This window comes from Kocuria atrinae (assembly GCF_039531425.1).
Lineage (GTDB): Bacteria > Actinomycetota > Actinomycetes > Actinomycetales > Micrococcaceae > Kocuria > Kocuria atrinae.
Window position 1 is genome coordinate 185666 of the sequence record NZ_BAAAQA010000004.1, and the last position, 14842, is coordinate 200507.

The window sequence follows — 14842 nt, forward strand, 5'->3', positions numbered from 1 at the left end:
GCACCATGGCAGAAGGTAAAACTGGGGGAGGAGTCCAGTCGGTTGAGCGAGTGTTCGACCTGCTGAACATCATCACTGCCTCCGGGGGAGAGTCCTCCTTGAGTGAGCTGGCCAACAAGGCCGAACTCCCGCTACCCACCATTCACCGTTTGCTGCGCACCCTGGTGCCCCTGGGGTACGTGCGCCAGCTCCCCAATCGCAGTTACGCGCTGGGCCCCGGTCTGATCCGGTTGGGCTATACGGCCAGCCTGCAGCTGGGAACCTACGCGCAACCCGTGCTGCAACAACTCGTCCAGGAACTGGGCGAATCCGCCAACATGGCAGTGCTCGACGGCCGCATGGTCGTGTACGTCGGTCAGGCACAGTCCCAGCACTCGATGCGTATGTTCACCGAAGTGGGCCGCCGCGCACCCATGCACAACACCGGCGTGGGGAAGGCCATTCTGGCCACGCTCCCGGATCAGCAAGTGGTCTCCATCGTGCATTCAATGGGCATGACCACCCCCACGCCCAAGAGTCTGGGCACCGTGGACGATCTGCTGGCCGATCTCGAGAAGATCCGCGAACGCGGTTACGCGATTGACGACGAGGAGCAGGAGATCGGAGTGCGCTGCTTCTCCATGGCCCTGCCCAACGCCCCCACGCCCACCGCGATCTCGGTCTCCGGGCCCACCACGCGCGTGGACTGGGACTTCGGCGATCGCGCCGTCCCGCTGCTGCGCAAGGCTGCTCAGGAACTCTCGAGCCAGTTTGTTCCGGCGGCGTCGAACTCCACCACGCCGTATGCGGTGGGGTCGGCCACGCGATAACCGAACACTGCTGCGCCGTCGATCTCATTGAAACGGCGTAGCTGCGTGCCCAGGCCTGGGTCGTAGAAAATGTTGTCGCCCAGCACCAGGCACACCGGGTCATTGCCGATGTGGTCGGCACCCAGCGTGAAGGCCTGCGCAAGCCCGTCGGGGGAGGCCTGCACGGTGTAGGTGACCGACACCCCGAACCGCGAGCCGTCGCCCAGGAGACGCTGGAACTGCTCCAAATCCTGCGGTGTGGTGATGATCAGGATCTCGCGCGCTCCGGCCAACAGGAGGGTGGAGAGCGGGTAGTAGATCATGGGCTTGTCGTACATGGGGACCAGTTGCTTGCTGATGCCCATGGTGATCGGATGCAGCCGGCTGCCCGTGCCACCCGCCAGAATAATCCCCTTCATACCGCCCATTCTCGCAGCAGTCCGTGCAGACGAATGGATTCGGACACAGCTGTGGCCCCCGTCCGACGAGGGGCGGGGCCACAGCTGAACCGGGTGGGATCAGGCGTCTCCGCCGGCGTTACCGGAGGTTCCGGCCTTGGGGTTGAGCAGGTCGTACTTCTCGATGGCCTGCTTGGGAGCCTCAGCGTCCACTTCACCGGAATCCGCGAGCATCTCCAGCGTGCGCACCACCATGGAATGGGCGTCGATGTTGAAGAAGCGGCGCGCGCCAGCGCGGGTGTCCGAGAAACCGAACCCGTCCGCACCCAGCGAGGCCCACTCGTTGGGCACGTACTGACGGATCTGGTCCTGCAGATCCGAGGCGAAGTCCGACGTCGCCACGACCGGTCCCTGGGTCGCGCCCAGTTTCTCGGTCACGTACGGCACGCGACGGGCCTCACCCGGGTTGAGGAACGTGTCCCGCTCGGCTGCCAAGGCGTCGCGGCGCAGGTTGGTCCACGAGGTCACCGACCACACGTCAGCGGAGACACCCCACTCGTCGGCGAGGATCTGCTGAGCCTCGAGAGCCCAAGCGACACCCACGCCGGAGGCGAGCAACTGCGCCTTGGGGCCCTCGTTCTCCGCCGGCTTGAGCAGGTAGATGCCCTTAATGATGCCCTCGACATCCACGTTCTCCGGTTCCGCTGGCTGGCGGATCGGCTCGTTGTAGACGGTCAGGTAGTACATCACGTTGTGGTCCTCATCCTTGGACCCGTACATGTGCTCGATGCCGCGCTTGATGATGTGCGCGATCTCGTAGCCGTAGGCGGGGTCATAGTGGATGACGGCCGGGTTGGTGGCCGCGATCAACGGGGAGTGACCGTCTGCGTGCTGCAAACCCTCACCGGTGAGCGTGGTGCGACCGGCGGTGGCGCCGATGATGAACCCGCGTGTCAGCTGGTCCGCGGCAGCCCAGAAGGAGTCACCCGTGCGCTGGAATCCGAACATCGAGTAGAACACGTAGAACGGGATCATGGCCTCGCCGTGCGTGGCGTAGGACGTGCCGGCGGCGGTGAACGCTGCGGTGGCGCCGGCCTCGTTGATGCCGGGGTGCAACAGCACGCCCTGAGGCGATTCCTTATAGGCCAGCATGAGCTCGCGGTCCACCGACAGATAGTTCTGCCCGTTGGGGTTATAGATCTTGGAGGTCGGGAAGAACGAGTCCATACCGAACGTGCGCGATTCGTCCGGGACGATTGGCACGATGCGGTGGCCGAACTCCTTTTCGCGCATGAGGTCCTTCAAGATACGCACGAACGCCATGGTGGTGGCGGCCAGCTGCTTGCCGGAACCCTTCTTGCCCGAGGCATAGGCCTTGTCGGAGGGCAGCACGATGTCCTTCTGCTCGTGCGGGCGATCCGGCACAAAGCCACCCAGTTTCTTTCGGCGCTCCAGGAGGTATTTGATCTCCGGGGAGTCCTCGCCGGGGTGGTAGTACGGCGCGTTGTAGAGGTCCTTTTCAAGTTTCTCGTCGCTGATGGGGATCCGCAGGTGATCGCGGAAGACCTTGAGGTCATCCAGGGTCAGCTTCTTCATCTGGTGGGTCGCGTTGCGGCCTTCGAAGTGTGTGCCCAGACCGTAGCCCTTCACAGCCTGCGCAAGGATCACCGTGGGCTGACCCTTGTGTTCCGTGGCCGCTTTATAGGCCGCGTAGACCTTGTGGTAATCATGAGCGCCGCGCTTGAGCTTCCAGATCTCGTCGTCGGACATCTCCGCCACGAGTTCCTTGGTCTCAGGCGACTTGCCGAAGAAGTGGTCGCGGACAAAGCCACCGTTCTCGGCCTTGTACGTCTGGTAGTCACCGTCCAGCGTCTCGTTCATGATGCGGACCAGATCGCCGGTCTTGTCCTTCTCGAGCAAGTCATCCCACTCGCGACCCCACACGACCTTGATGACATTCCAACCCGCGCCGAGGAAGAACGCCTCGAGTTCCTGAATGATCTTGCCGTTACCGCGAACGGGTCCGTCCAGGCGCTGCAGGTTGCAGTTGATCACGAACGTGAGGTTGTCCAACTTGTCGTTGGCGGCCAGCTGCAGAAGCCCGCGGCTTTCCGGCTCGTCCATCTCACCGTCGCCGAGGAAGGCCCACACGTGCTGCTCGGAGGTGTCCTTGATGGCGCGGTTGTGTATGTAGCGGTTGAACTGTGCCTGGTAAATCGCGTTCATCGGGCCGATGCCCATGGACACCGTGGGGAACTGCCAGAAGTCCGGCATGGAACGCGGGTGCGGATAGGACGAGAGCCCCTGAGGAGCCTTGGTCTTTTCTTGGCGGAACGCGTTGAGATCCGCTTCGGACATTCGACCCTCGAGGAACGCTCGCGCGTAGTTACCGGGGGAGGAGTGACCCTGCCAGAACACCTGATCGCCGCCGCCCGGGTGTTCGGGGCCGCGGAAGAAGTGGTTCAAGCCCACTTCGTAGAGCGTGGCCACGCCGGCGTACGAAGAAATGTGGCCACCCACGCCGATCTCCGGGTGCTGAGCGCGGTGCACCATAACCGCGGCGTTCCACCGCAGGTACGCGCGGTATCGGCGCTCGATCTCCTCGTCGCCGGGGAATTCCGGTTCCTGGTCGACCGGGATGGTGTTCACGTAATCCGAGGTGGTCACCATCGGAACGCCCACGGAATGGGTGCCCGCGTGCTGCAACAGAGCGCGCATGATGTACTCCGCGCGCTCCGTTCCCTGCGCCGCGATCAGCCCGTCGAAGGACTCGATCCACTCCTGGGTTTCCTCGGAGTTGGCGTCTTTGAGGTTGTTGGTCAACCCACTCAGAATGTGGTGGTTACTTGAAGGCTGCACAGTTTCTCCTGCAGTGTCACGGTGGTTCACCGATGTGGCAGTGCGGCTGCCAGGCTCCGGTGGGGGCCTGGCAGCCGCGAGTATTTTTCGGGTGACGACGCCGCTCGGCGCGGTCGATCGCGAAGGTCGCGAGCGGCGTCGTCCCCGTGAATTAGTGGTCGCTGGTGGAGGACCCGGAACGATTCTCCACGACCGGAGCCTGGACGACCTCGCCCGACGCCGTGATGGCGGGAATTTCCTTGCCCTCGGAATCCACGAGCTTGCCGTTCTTGATGGTGTCGCCCTCGCGCAGGGAGCCCTGCAGGTGCTCGAGCGATTCGATCCGAACGTAGCGAGGTGGCGCCGCGGTGAAGACAGAACCTTCGCCCTTGGGCGGGTTACCCAGCTTGATCTCGTTGAACAGGATGTTCAGGAGGACAGCTGCCACAGCGGCGGAAGAAATACCGGAGTGGAAGATGGTCTCGAACCACGTGGGGAAGCCGCTGTAGATGTCCGGAGCTGCGATCGGCAGCATACCGATACCAATGGCGGTGGAGACGATGACCAGGTTGGGAGTGCCCTGGTACTTGACCTTACCCAGGGTACGGATACCGGAAGCGGCCACGGTGCCGAAGAGCACGATGCCCGCGCCACCCAGGACCGGCATGGGGACCGCAGCAACCACGCGACCCAGGATGGGCAGCAGGCCGAGGATCAACATGATCAGGCCGCCGGCCGTGACCACGAATCGGCTCTTCACACCCGTGATGGCGACCAGACCAACGTTCTGCGCGAACGCGGACTGAGTGAAGCCGTTGAACAGGGGAGCCAGGAAGGAAGCGCCCATATCGGCACGCAGACCGTCAGCGATACGGCGGCGGTCCACCTTGGTGTCCACGATCTCACCCACGGCAATGATGTCCGCGGTGGTTTCCGTGAGGATCACCAGCACCACAATGGTCATCGAGATGATGGCGGCGGGCTGGAAGGTGGGCGGTCCGAACGCGAGGGGCTCGGGGAACGCGAAGATCGCGCCGTTCATGACCTGAGAGAAGTCGGCCATGCCGATAGCCAGTGCGAAGACCGTGCCCAGAACAATGCCCAACAGAATGGACAGCCGCGAGATGATCGCGCTGCCCACCTTGGACAGGAGCATGATGATCAGCAGCGTTGCGCCGGCCAGACACACGTTCTTGAAGATCGCGTTCTCATCCCCACCATTCGCGACGGCGGCTCCACCCATGGCCCACTGAGCGGACACGGGGAACAGGGACAGACCGATGGTCGTGATGACCACGCCGGTGACCACCGGCGGGAAGAATCTGATGATGCGCGCGAAGAACGGTGCAATCAGGAAGCCAATGGCCGCTGATGCCATCACCGCGCCGAAGACCGCCTGAATACCGCCGTCACCGTTGACGATCGCGGTCATGGTGGCCACACCGGCGAACGAGGTGCCCTGGACCAAGGGCAACTGGGAGCCGAAGAACTTGATGCCGAAGGACTGGAGCATGGTCGCCAGACCGCCAACGAAGAGACAGCAAGCGACCAGGAGCGCTTGCTCATTGGTGGACAGACCGGCTGCGCCACCCACGATCAACGGCGGAGCGATGATGCCGCCGTACATGGTCAGAACGTGCTGGAATCCGTAGCCTAAGCTCGGACCCGCGCCGAGGTACTCGTCCTCGGGCCGCTTGACCTCGGTCGTAGCGGTTTGTGACATTGGGAAGCCTTCCTAAGAATGAATGAGCTGGTGGGTCCCCGCCTCGGCCTCAAGAGGCGGGGACACATCGGCGGTAGAGCAGATGGCTCAGCAGAAGCCGGTGATGCCCATCCAGGCGTGCTCGTCCTCGGCAGCGCCCTTGCGCTGCACGGTGGCCTCGATCAGGCCGAAGGGACGGTCAGCCGCGTAGTGGGTCTCGTTGTTGTTGCCCAGATCGCAGAAGCTCAAGTCGTAGACGAAGTGGTGTTTGTTCGGGCAGGAGAACTTGATCTCGTCGATCTCTGGGTGAGCCTCGATCACGGCCTTGCCCATGAGGTACAGGGTCTCCTGCAGCGCACGGGAGTAGTGGTCGGTGAACTTGGTGAGGATGATGTTCTTGACGCTGTCGTACACGGCATCGAAGTCGACATCGGTGGTGTTGTAACGCCAGCGGGTTGCCACGTCCGTGGACATGATGCGGTCCGTGGTTTCCTTCAGGGTCGTGTACTGGTCCTTGGGGTAACCCTCGAACCCGGATTCGGTGGACTTCAAGATCGTGAGGTCCTTGAAGCCGGAGATCACGGTCTTCTTGTCGCCATCGGTGACCAGCACCGAGGTGCGGACTTCCTGCTTGTTCTGGACGAAGCAGTGATCGTTGTCGTTGATGCGGTCCCAGCGGTACTCATCGGCTGCCCAACGGCCACCGGAGATCCAGTCGAACTCGCTCGTGAAGTGGTCCGAGAGCTTGAGGATCAGGTTCTCAGGGGACTTGACGTCGTACTTCTGAGCGAACGCGAACACCGTGTTCTTCTGGGTGTCGGTGGGGACACAGTGGGCGTTGTCGCCCTTGGTGTGTACCTCGGTCAGGTCACCGCGCAGTTGGGAGGTGACCACCAGGTCGCGAATGATGTGGCGGTCGTTGTCACGGTTGATGCGAACCACGTGGTTCTGCGCCTTGCCGTACTGGTTCTTTCCGAGAACTACTTCGGTCATTTTCATCTACTCCTGTGTAGAAAATTGATGTGCTGTCTGAGTGGATCGGCAATCGTCGACTGGGTCGGCTCCTGGGTCAACTGCCGCGGTATGTGGAATACGCAAACGGGCTCAGCAGCAAGGGCACGTGGTAGTGGCCCTGCTCCTGTTGCACCGAGAAATCCACCGAGACGAACGGGTAGAACGTCTCAAGCTCGCGCCCGGCGAAGTACTGCTCGGTTGCGAAAATGATCCGGTAATGGCCGGACTCCAGGGTCTCTGGGCCGAGTTCGGTGACTCGGCCGTCCTCGTTGGTGGTTGCGGTGCCAAGTTCTTGGCCTTCACCGGTGAGGAGCGTGACGTCGATTCCTTGGGCTGGGCAGCCGTGCACGGAATCAAGGACGTGTGCGGAAATGAAGCTCATGACAGGATCCCTTCGATGCGGAGGAGGGCAATCTGACGAAGTTGATCGGCAACTTCGGTGCGCTCGTCCTCCGGGGTGTTCTGCAGACGGCGCTGCAGCTCTGACAAAATTTCGGGTAGTGAGCGGCCGGCGGCGCGGATCAGGAAGACCTGGCCGAAGCGCTCTTCGTACTCGGCGTTGCCGCGAGCGAGTTCGGCCTTGATGACCTCCGTGGACTCACCCAGGCCGGCTTGTTCGTTGCGTGAGAGGTCGGCTTCTTTGGATTTCCCAGCGGCGCGCTCACCGATCTTGGGGTGGTGCGACAAAGCCTGGTCGACCTCTGCATCCGTGAAAGGGTTGGCAGCATCGCGTGCGGCGGCCAGCGCATCCTCGGTATTTTCGTAGGGGCGACCGTCCACGATCTCTTCGATCCAGCGCTGGATGTCCAGAGCGGGGCGAACGGTTTCCACCGCCGTCTGTCGATCCGTTTCGTTGAACTCGCTGAGCGTCATTGCTTCCCTTACTTTTTCGCTATGTGAAATCTAAATTCCATATAAAGATAGTGAACTGGATCACAGGGCGGAAGTCAAGGGGCCGAGCCGGAGTTTTCAGAACTGAAACCAAGTGTCATGCCGCTGTAACGCGTGACGTGGTGTGACGCACAGTGGGAGGCGCACTTTGGCGGCTGAAACGGTGCCTACGATGAGGTCATGAAACCGTTTGTACTGCTGGCCACCCGGCCCGAAGACGATGTGGCACTGGAGGAATACGACGCCGTCCGGCGTTTCGGCGGCCTGCAGGAGTCGGAGCTCGAACACGTGCGCCTGGAGAAAGGCCCGGTCCCGCAGCTGGACCTGGAGCGGTACAGCGGAATCATCGTGGGCGGTTCGCCCTTCAATTCATCCGACCCCGCGGAGGAGAAATCGGCCACGCAACACCGGGCCGAGAAGTGGATCAGTGCTCTCCTGGATGAGGTGGTGGCCAGGGACTTCCCGTTCCTCGGGGCTTGCTATGGCGTAGGTACGTTGGGAATCCATCAGGGTGCAGTGGTGGACCGGACCCGCAGCGAAGAGGTGGGTCCGATCACCGTCACGGTGACCGAAGAGGGCGCCAAAGATCCACTGCTGTCCCAGTTGCCGGGGGAGTTCACCGCCTACGTAGGGCACAAGGAAGGCACTCGTTCGCTGCCCGCCAGCGCAGTGTTGCTGGCCAGCGGAACCGTGTGCGAGGTGCAGATGTACCGCGTCAAGCAGAACCTCTACGCCACGCAGTTCCACCCGGAACTGGACCCGAACGGCCTGATCAACCGGGTCATCGCCTACAAGGACCTGGGTTACTTCCGGCCGGAAGACACTCAGACCGTGATCGATCGCGTCAAGGACGGGCCTGAGGTGGATCAACCCAAGAAAATTCTGGCGGCCTTCGTGGAGCGTTACGCGGTGCGGGCAACAACGGCCCACCAATCGGCTTCCGTCTAAGGAACTTCGTGCCGCGCGTGGGGCCCGTCTGCCTCGCTGCGCCGCGTGGGTTGCAGGATTGCCGGGTTGTTCGGTTGCCCGGTTGGCACACGGTACACACACTCCACAATCACCTCGCAGAACACCGGCGACCGATAGCGTGGAACCATGAGCCAGCACCCCGCTCCCTGGAGCCAACCGCCCGCACCTCACTCGATCCCGGCCACGCGGCCCGGTGAGGGGAGAGGCGATGGTCGGGCAGCGGCGTCGTCGACCATGAACGGCGGTCGCGTACCCCCGCCGGTTCCTGCTCCCGGCCCGTCCCAGGTGCCGCCGGAGCGGCTGCGCACGCTGGCGTATCACCGCCTGGGATTCGCGGATCCCAAACACGAGTGGTGGAAGCCCTTGGTTGAGGGCGCCATCTTTTTCTTCCTGTACATCGTCCTTACGGTGCTGTTCACCATCCCGCTTGTCCTGTTCGTGGACAACCCCATGGACATGGACAATCTGGAGACCATGAACCAGCTGGACCCGCTGGTCTTCTTACTCCTGTTCGGCTCAGTTGCACTCATGGCTCCGGCGGCTTATCTGGCCAGATGGATTATGGGCCCGCGGCCATTGGGCCTACTCCACTCGGTGACGGGGCGGTTGCGCTGGAAATGGATGCTTCAGTGCGGGCTCGCGGCACTGGCCATCTTTGTGGTGATCAACGGCCTGTCCATCCTGTTCGATATCGTGGCCGGCGGTGAAGCGATCGAGTTCACCCTGGCGCCCCAGTGGGGCTGGCTGCTGCTCATGGTGATCCTGCTGGTGCCCATCCAGTGCTTCGCGGAGGAACTCGTCTTCCGCGGCTACCTGATGCAGACGGTGGGTCGTTGGTTGAAGCACCCGGCCTGGGCCATTCTTCTGCCCGTCCCGCTGTTCGTGGCCGGGCATCTCTACGATGTGTGGGGACAGGCCTCCATCGCCGTCATGGCGATCACCATGGGCGTCATCACCTGGCGCACCGGCGGTTTGGAGGCGGCCGTGGCGCTCCACGTGGTCAACAACTGCACGGTCACGCTCATGGCCATGGTCGGCTTGGCGGACCTGAACGATACGAGTGGTGGGCCCATCGAGGTGCTGTTCACCCTGGCCATCAACGGGATTTTCCTGTTGGTGGTGTTCCGGATGGCTCGGAAGACTCGAATCGCGACCTCCCGCACCATCATCCTGCCGCCTCCGCCGCGCCTGCCCGCACTCGCGCAACGGCAGCGTGTGGTCGGCCAGAACGGCACCGCGCTCGCCGCGTTCGTGGTGGACCCGCGGACTCAGAACTACCTCTCCCTGCCCGAGCAGTACGGCCCGTACACCGTGCGGGACGGCCAGGGGCGTCCGGTGGGTCTGCTGGACGTGCGGAAGACATCGGGCCCGCAGTCACCGAACGGACCATCCGGGAACGGGCCTTGGCAGAACGGCCCGTCGCAGGGTGGCGACCCGCGGGACCGCCAGTTCACGGGGGCGCAGCCATCGAGCCAACACACGAGCTACGGCTCGCCGCAAGGCCAGAACCTGGGACCGCAGGGCGACGGTTCAGCTACCAACCAGGACCGCACTCCTTAGACTGTGCTGCATGGCCCATCACAGCGTTTCTGACTTGGACTCCCACCGCGCCCCGTTCGGCTATGCCCGTGCCCTGGGTGATTACGTCATGGCCTCGCCCAGTTCCTACCACGCGGTCGCGGCCGCCGCAGAGCTGCTGCGCGGCGCGGGATTCACGGAACTGCACGGGTCCGAGGCGTGGAGCGACGTCGTCGGGAGGCACTTCACGATTCGCGACGGCGCTCTGATCGCCTGGGTGGCCCCTCGCGACTATCGCGCGGGCGCCGGGTCTCGCATTTTGGGCGCGCACACGGATTCGCCCGGGTTCAAGCTCAAGCCCAAGCCGACCACGGTCTCCAACGGTTGGTATCAGGCGGGAGTGGAGGTCTACGGCGGGGTACTGCTGAATTCTTGGCTGGACAGGGATCTGCGGCTCGCCGGGCGCATTGTGGTGCGTGGTGAGAACGGCGAACTCACGCAACACTTATGCGCGACTGAGGCCATCGCAAGGATTCCGCAGTTGGCCATCCACCTGGACCGCGGGGCCAACGACGGGCTCAAGCTGGACAAGCAGCAGCACGTGCAGCCCATTTGGGGAACGGGCTCGGCGCAGGACGCTGACGTGCTGGGACTGCTCGCGGACATGGCCGAGGCATCGGTGTCCCCGGAGGACATCGTGGGCTTCGACATCGTGCTCGCGGATACCCAGAAACCTGAATTGATCGGGCAGCGGCGGCAACTGCTCGCGAGCGGTCGACTGGACAACCTGTCCTCCGTCTATGCGGGGCTTCATGCGTTCGTCGAGCACGCGGAGGAGCTCGAATCCGCGTCGCAGGTTTCGATGCTGGCCGCGTTCGACCACGAGGAAGTCGGTTCAGCCACGCGTTCCGGCGCGGCGGGCCCGTTCCTGGAGGACGTGCTCGTGCGTATCAGCGCGGCGCAGGGCGAATCACAGGACGATTACCGGCGTTCTCTGGCTGAATCGGTGTGCCTGTCTGCGGACGCCGGTCACCTGGTCCACCCCAACTACCGCGGTCATCACGATCCCGTGAACACTCCCGAACCGGGATCCGGACCGCTCCTGAAGATCAACGCCAACCAGCGCTACACCACGGACGCCATGGGCGCCGGGCTGTGGGCGGATGCGTGTGATCGCGCCGGCGTGAGCTATCAGGAATTCGTCTCCAACAACAACGTGCCGTGCGGTTCCACTATCGGGCCCATCACAGCCACCCGCTTGGGCATGCGCACCCTGGACGTGGGCGTGGGCTTGTTGTCGATGCATTCGGCCCGCGAACTCGCCCACGTGGACGACCTTCACGCGCTGTCCCGAGTGACCGGAGCGTTCTGGCGGTCATAAACCGTCACGCGCGTTGACAGTCCCCCGGGGCCCGTGATGCTCTGAACCCGTAACGCCATCAAGAGCGGCCGAGAGACGTGGCTCGTCAACGCCGCAGCAACCACCCGGATACCGGGACGGTGCTTCCGCCACGACCGATGGACAGCTTTTCAGCTTCTGCGGTTCGCACGGTCATGCCCGCGCACGCGCTGTGTTCCTCTCGGTCGGGTGCGTGCACCGCGACTGAACGCGAGGGACTACCGAGAACATGAGCACTGACACCGGGATCAAGGAACAATTCGACACCGCGGCCCTTCACGGGGATCCGCAGCGATCGCTGAGCACCCGCGAATTATTTGACGTGTTCCAACCGGTGTTCGACCGGATTGCGGCCGGTGCTGTGGAACGCGAACAGCAGCGGATTCTGCCGTTCGAACAGTTCAAGTGGCTCAAGGAACGGCACTTCGGTGCGCTGACCGTTCCGCGCTCGCGGGGTGGTTACGGAGCTTCGCTGGAGCAGGTGGCGGAGCTGCTGATTGCCCTGGCCGCGGCGGACTCCAATGTGGCGCATGTTTACCGCTCGCACCTGGGATTCATCGCGAGCCTCAGCTCGGAGGAGTCCGACGTCTGGTTCCCGCGGATTGCCGCCGGCGAGACCGTGGGCAATGCCGCGACCGAGCGCTCCGGGGCCGCGCTGGGCACCGCGGCCACTACCCTGACCCAGATCCAGACCGCAGACGGTGACTGGGAGCTCAACGGCACCAAGTACTACTCCACCGGTTCCATCTTCTCCGATTGGATCCAGGTCACCGCGCAGATTCCCGGTCAGGAGGCGCGCTCGCATGCGCTGGTGAAGAGCTCGTGGGATGGCATCGAACTGGTCGACGACTGGGATGGGTTCGGCCAGCAACTCACCGGCACAGGCACCACGCACTTCCGCGGGGTTAAGGTTCCGGCGGCCAACGTGCGCAACCGCGATGGCCGAGCCACCCAGGAGACCGCTGTCTTCCAGCTCGTCCTCCTTGCCGTTGAAGCGGGCATCGCCAAGGCCGCCATCGACGAGGGCGTCCACTTGGTGCGTTCACGCACTCGCGGTTTCAACACCGGTACCGGCTCAGTTGCGCGCGAGGATCCGCAGGTCCTGCAGCGCGTGGGTGAACTGAGTGCGAAGGCAGCCGCCGCGCGGGCGATCGTTCTGCAAGCGGCCCGGGAGCTCGACGCCGCCATTGGCGTTCTCGGCGGCGATCCCCTTCTCAACAACCCCCAGGAGTTGACCAACGCGTGCGAACTGCCCGTGGCACATGCCCAGGTGGTCGTTCCGGACCTCGTACGCGACGTGACGGACGGGATCTTCGACCTGCTCGGCGCCTCCGCCGTGGGCAAGTCCAAGTCCCTGGACCGCTTCTGGCGCAACGCCCGCACCGTGGCCACGCACAACCCGACCATCTACAAAGCACGCATCGTGGGCGACTACCGCGTCAACTGCACCCCGATGTTCGGCCTCAACGCGATTGGCGAGGTCAAGCAGGCCGGTGAGAAGCCCCAGTAGACCTGTGGGACACACCAGGTGCGCGGCAGGGACCTGAGCGCGCTTGAGATGCGCGGCTACGCGGCCGAAGCGGCGTCGTCTGCGGTAAGGGTGCTGCAACGACGAGCACCGGGCGTCGTTAGAACCTCCGTGCGCACGCCATGCGTCATTAGAACCCTTGGCGAGGCTCAGAAAGGCTCTAACGGCACACGAGGTGCCCGGCGGGGTCGGGACGGCGCCTGAGATGCGCAGCAAGCCCCGCGACAGTCCCAACGCCCCCACAACCGAAGCACCCCACAACCAACGCGCCTCACAACCAATGACGCAGCCCCGGCACCTTCGCGCGGAAGGGGCCGGGGCTGCGTCGTAGTGGCCGGGCAGCTTACGGGAGCTGCGGCATGGCGATGTCTGCCATGCGAGCGAGCACGCGCACCACCTGGCAGGAGTAGCCGAACTCGTTGTCGTACCAGACGTAGAGCACGAGCGAGTTGTTGTTGACGATGGTGGCCAGACCGTCCACCACGCCGGCGCGGCGGGAGCCGACCAGGTCGGTGGAGACGACGTCCGGGGAGTCCACGTAGTCGATCTGCTTGCGCATGGCCGAGTTCATGGAAATGTCCTTGAGGAACTCGTTGACCTCGTCAGCGGATTCGGGTGCCTTGTCCAGCTGCAGGTTGAGGATGGCCATGGAGACGTCCGGGGTTGGCACGCGGATGGCGTTGCCGGTGAGCTTGCCCTTCATCTCCGGCAGAGCCTTGGCCACAGCCTTGGCGGCACCAGTTTCGGTGATGACCATGTTCAGCGCTGCGGAACGGCCGCGGCGGTCGCCCTTGTGCCAGTTGTCGATGAGGTTCTGGTCGTTGGTGTACGAGTGAACGGTCTCGACGTGACCCTGCTTGATGCCGTACTGGTCATTGAGGACCTTGACGACCGGGGTGATGGCGTTGGTCGTGCAGGATGCTGCGGAGAGGATCTTGTCCTCGGGCAGGATGTCCTTGTCGTTCACGCCGCACACGATGTTCTTGAGATCGCCCTTGCCGGGAGCGGTCAGCAGGACCTTCGCGACACCCTTGGACTGCAGGTGCTGGGAGAGTCCCTCTTCGTCGCGCCACGCACCGGTGTTGTCGACCACCAGGGCGTTGTCGATGCCGTACTCGGTGTAGTCCACCTCGGCCGGGGAGCCGGCGTAGATGAACTGGATGTCCACGCCATTGGCGGTGATGACGTTCTTCTCTTCGTCCACGGTGATGGTGCCGTCGAAGGAACCGTGCACGGAGTCACGGCGCAGCAGGGATGCGCGCTTGACCAGGTCGTTGCCCGGCTTCTTGCGAACCACCACGGCGCGCAGGTTCAGACCGGTGCCGTCATTACGGTTGATGAGGATGCGAGCCAGCAGACGGCCGATGCGACCGAAACCGTAGAGCACCACGTCCTGGGACTCGGGCTCGTTCTCGCCCTGGTGATCGACTACGGACGCGAGCTGTTCACGCAGGTACGCCTCGAGGTCGTTGCTACCGGATTCCTTGTAGCCCTGTGCCAGCTTGGCCACGTCGATGTTGCAGGTACCCAGCTTGAGCTTGGTCAGCGTCTCGACGATGTCCAGGGTGTCCTTGAGCGGCAGCTCTTCGCCCAGGATGCGGCGGGTGAAGCGGTGCGCCTTGATGATTTCGGTAACGGACTTGTGAACCAGCGACCGGCCGAACACGGTGGTGACCACCTTGTTCTCGCGGTGCAAACGGCCCACCAGGGGGACCAGTGCTTCAGCAAGTGCTTCTCGATCGGACCAGGTGGTGCTCACCAGCATCCTTCTTCCTCGACCCGGACTTCGTCGTGAGG

11 protein-coding genes, 1 pseudogene and 1 riboswitch are annotated in these 14842 nt (G+C 63.5%); of the genes and pseudogenes, 5 read left to right on the forward strand and 7 right to left on the reverse strand.

Annotation, left to right across the window (positions count from 1 at the left end):
* Nucleotides 1-5: 5 nt before the first annotated feature.
* The gene (locus ABD283_RS03825; RefSeq protein ID WP_344223691.1) at nt 6-809 is read left to right on the forward strand and encodes an IclR family transcriptional regulator; all 804 of its coding nucleotides are present in this window, start codon (nt 6-8) and stop codon (nt 807-809) included.
* On the opposite strand, the pseudogene ABD283_RS03830 reads toward ABD283_RS03825, so the two are convergent.
* The 6 genes and pseudogenes from ABD283_RS03830 to uraD all read right to left on the reverse strand — a co-directional run.
* A pseudogene (locus ABD283_RS03830) lies at nt 755-1207 on the reverse strand (sugar nucleotidyltransferase); the annotation flags it as partial. The gene ABD283_RS03825 and the pseudogene ABD283_RS03830 sit on opposite strands and share 55 nt — an antisense overlap.
* 99 nt (nt 1208-1306) lie before the next feature.
* On the reverse strand, nt 1307-4045 hold the full coding sequence (gene aceE / locus ABD283_RS03835) for a pyruvate dehydrogenase (acetyl-transferring), homodimeric type (protein WP_344223692.1): 2739 nt from the start codon (nt 4043-4045) through the stop codon (nt 1307-1309).
* A 151-nt stretch (nt 4046-4196) separates the two neighbouring features.
* Entirely contained in the window at nt 4197-5747 is a 1551-nt protein-coding gene (locus ABD283_RS03840) for a nucleobase:cation symporter-2 family protein (RefSeq protein ID WP_344223693.1), read from the reverse strand.
* A gap of 87 nt (nt 5748-5834) precedes the next feature.
* Entirely contained in the window at nt 5835-6719 is an 885-nt protein-coding gene (gene pucL, locus ABD283_RS03845; protein WP_129699663.1) for a factor-independent urate hydroxylase, read from the reverse strand.
* A 76-nt stretch (nt 6720-6795) separates the two neighbouring features.
* Nucleotides 6796-7122 carry a hydroxyisourate hydrolase gene (uraH, locus tag ABD283_RS03850; protein WP_129699662.1) on the reverse strand — a complete coding sequence of 109 codons (327 nt, stop codon included), beginning with the start codon at nt 7120-7122 and terminating at the stop codon, nt 6796-6798.
* Nucleotides 7119-7613, reverse strand: a complete 495-nt coding sequence (gene uraD, locus ABD283_RS03855) for a 2-oxo-4-hydroxy-4-carboxy-5-ureidoimidazoline decarboxylase (protein WP_129699661.1) — start codon at nt 7611-7613, stop codon at nt 7119-7121. Before uraD ends, uraH begins: the two co-directional genes overlap by 4 nt.
* A gap of 198 nt (nt 7614-7811) precedes the next feature.
* On the opposite strand from uraD, the gene ABD283_RS03860 reads away from it, so the two are divergent.
* From ABD283_RS03860 to ABD283_RS03875, 4 genes are all read left to right on the forward strand, one after another.
* A complete protein-coding gene (locus ABD283_RS03860) occupies nt 7812-8579 on the forward strand; it encodes a glutamine amidotransferase (protein WP_344223694.1) in 768 nt (255 codons plus the stop codon).
* A gap of 147 nt (nt 8580-8726) precedes the next feature.
* Nucleotides 8727-10160, forward strand: a complete 1434-nt coding sequence (locus tag ABD283_RS03865) for a CPBP family intramembrane glutamic endopeptidase (protein WP_238663022.1) — start codon at nt 8727-8729, stop codon at nt 10158-10160.
* Between the two features lie 10 nt (nt 10161-10170).
* On the forward strand, nt 10171-11499 hold the full coding sequence (locus ABD283_RS03870; protein ID WP_129699659.1) for a M18 family aminopeptidase: 1329 nt from the start codon (nt 10171-10173) through the stop codon (nt 11497-11499).
* Between the two features lie 52 nt (nt 11500-11551).
* Nucleotides 11552-11643: riboswitch (SAM riboswitch) on the forward strand.
* 103 nt (nt 11644-11746) lie between these two features.
* Nucleotides 11747-13027, forward strand: a complete 1281-nt coding sequence (locus ABD283_RS03875) for an acyl-CoA dehydrogenase family protein (RefSeq protein ID WP_344223695.1) — start codon at nt 11747-11749, stop codon at nt 13025-13027.
* 361 nt (nt 13028-13388) lie between these two features.
* Here ABD283_RS03875 and ABD283_RS03880 read toward each other — a convergent pair whose 3' ends face one another.
* Nucleotides 13389-14810, reverse strand: a complete 1422-nt coding sequence (locus ABD283_RS03880; RefSeq protein WP_344223696.1) for a glyceraldehyde-3-phosphate dehydrogenase — start codon at nt 14808-14810, stop codon at nt 13389-13391.
* Nucleotides 14811-14842 lie beyond the last annotated feature (32 nt).

Coding starts and splice junctions, on each gene's coding strand:
- pucL (WP_129699663.1), bottom strand. CDS start 6,719: ATGACCGAAGTAGTTCTCGGAAAGAACCAGTACGGCAAGGCGCAGAAC.
- uraD (WP_129699661.1), bottom strand. CDS start 7,613: ATGACGCTCAGCGAGTTCAACGAAACGGATCGACAGACGGCGGTGGAA.
- ABD283_RS03860 (WP_344223694.1), top strand. CDS start 7,812: ATGAAACCGTTTGTACTGCTGGCCACCCGGCCCGAAGACGATGTGGCA.
- ABD283_RS03825 (WP_344223691.1), top strand. CDS start 6: ATGGCAGAAGGTAAAACTGGGGGAGGAGTCCAGTCGGTTGAGCGAGTG.
- ABD283_RS03865 (WP_238663022.1), top strand. CDS start 8,727: ATGAGCCAGCACCCCGCTCCCTGGAGCCAACCGCCCGCACCTCACTCG.
- ABD283_RS03870 (WP_129699659.1), top strand. CDS start 10,171: ATGGCCCATCACAGCGTTTCTGACTTGGACTCCCACCGCGCCCCGTTC.
- ABD283_RS03840 (WP_344223693.1), bottom strand. CDS start 5,747: ATGTCACAAACCGCTACGACCGAGGTCAAGCGGCCCGAGGACGAGTAC.
- ABD283_RS03880 (WP_344223696.1), bottom strand. CDS start 14,810: ATGCTGGTGAGCACCACCTGGTCCGATCGAGAAGCACTTGCTGAAGCA.
- uraH (WP_129699662.1), bottom strand. CDS start 7,122: ATGAGCTTCATTTCCGCACACGTCCTTGATTCCGTGCACGGCTGCCCA.
- ABD283_RS03875 (WP_344223695.1), top strand. CDS start 11,747: ATGAGCACTGACACCGGGATCAAGGAACAATTCGACACCGCGGCCCTT.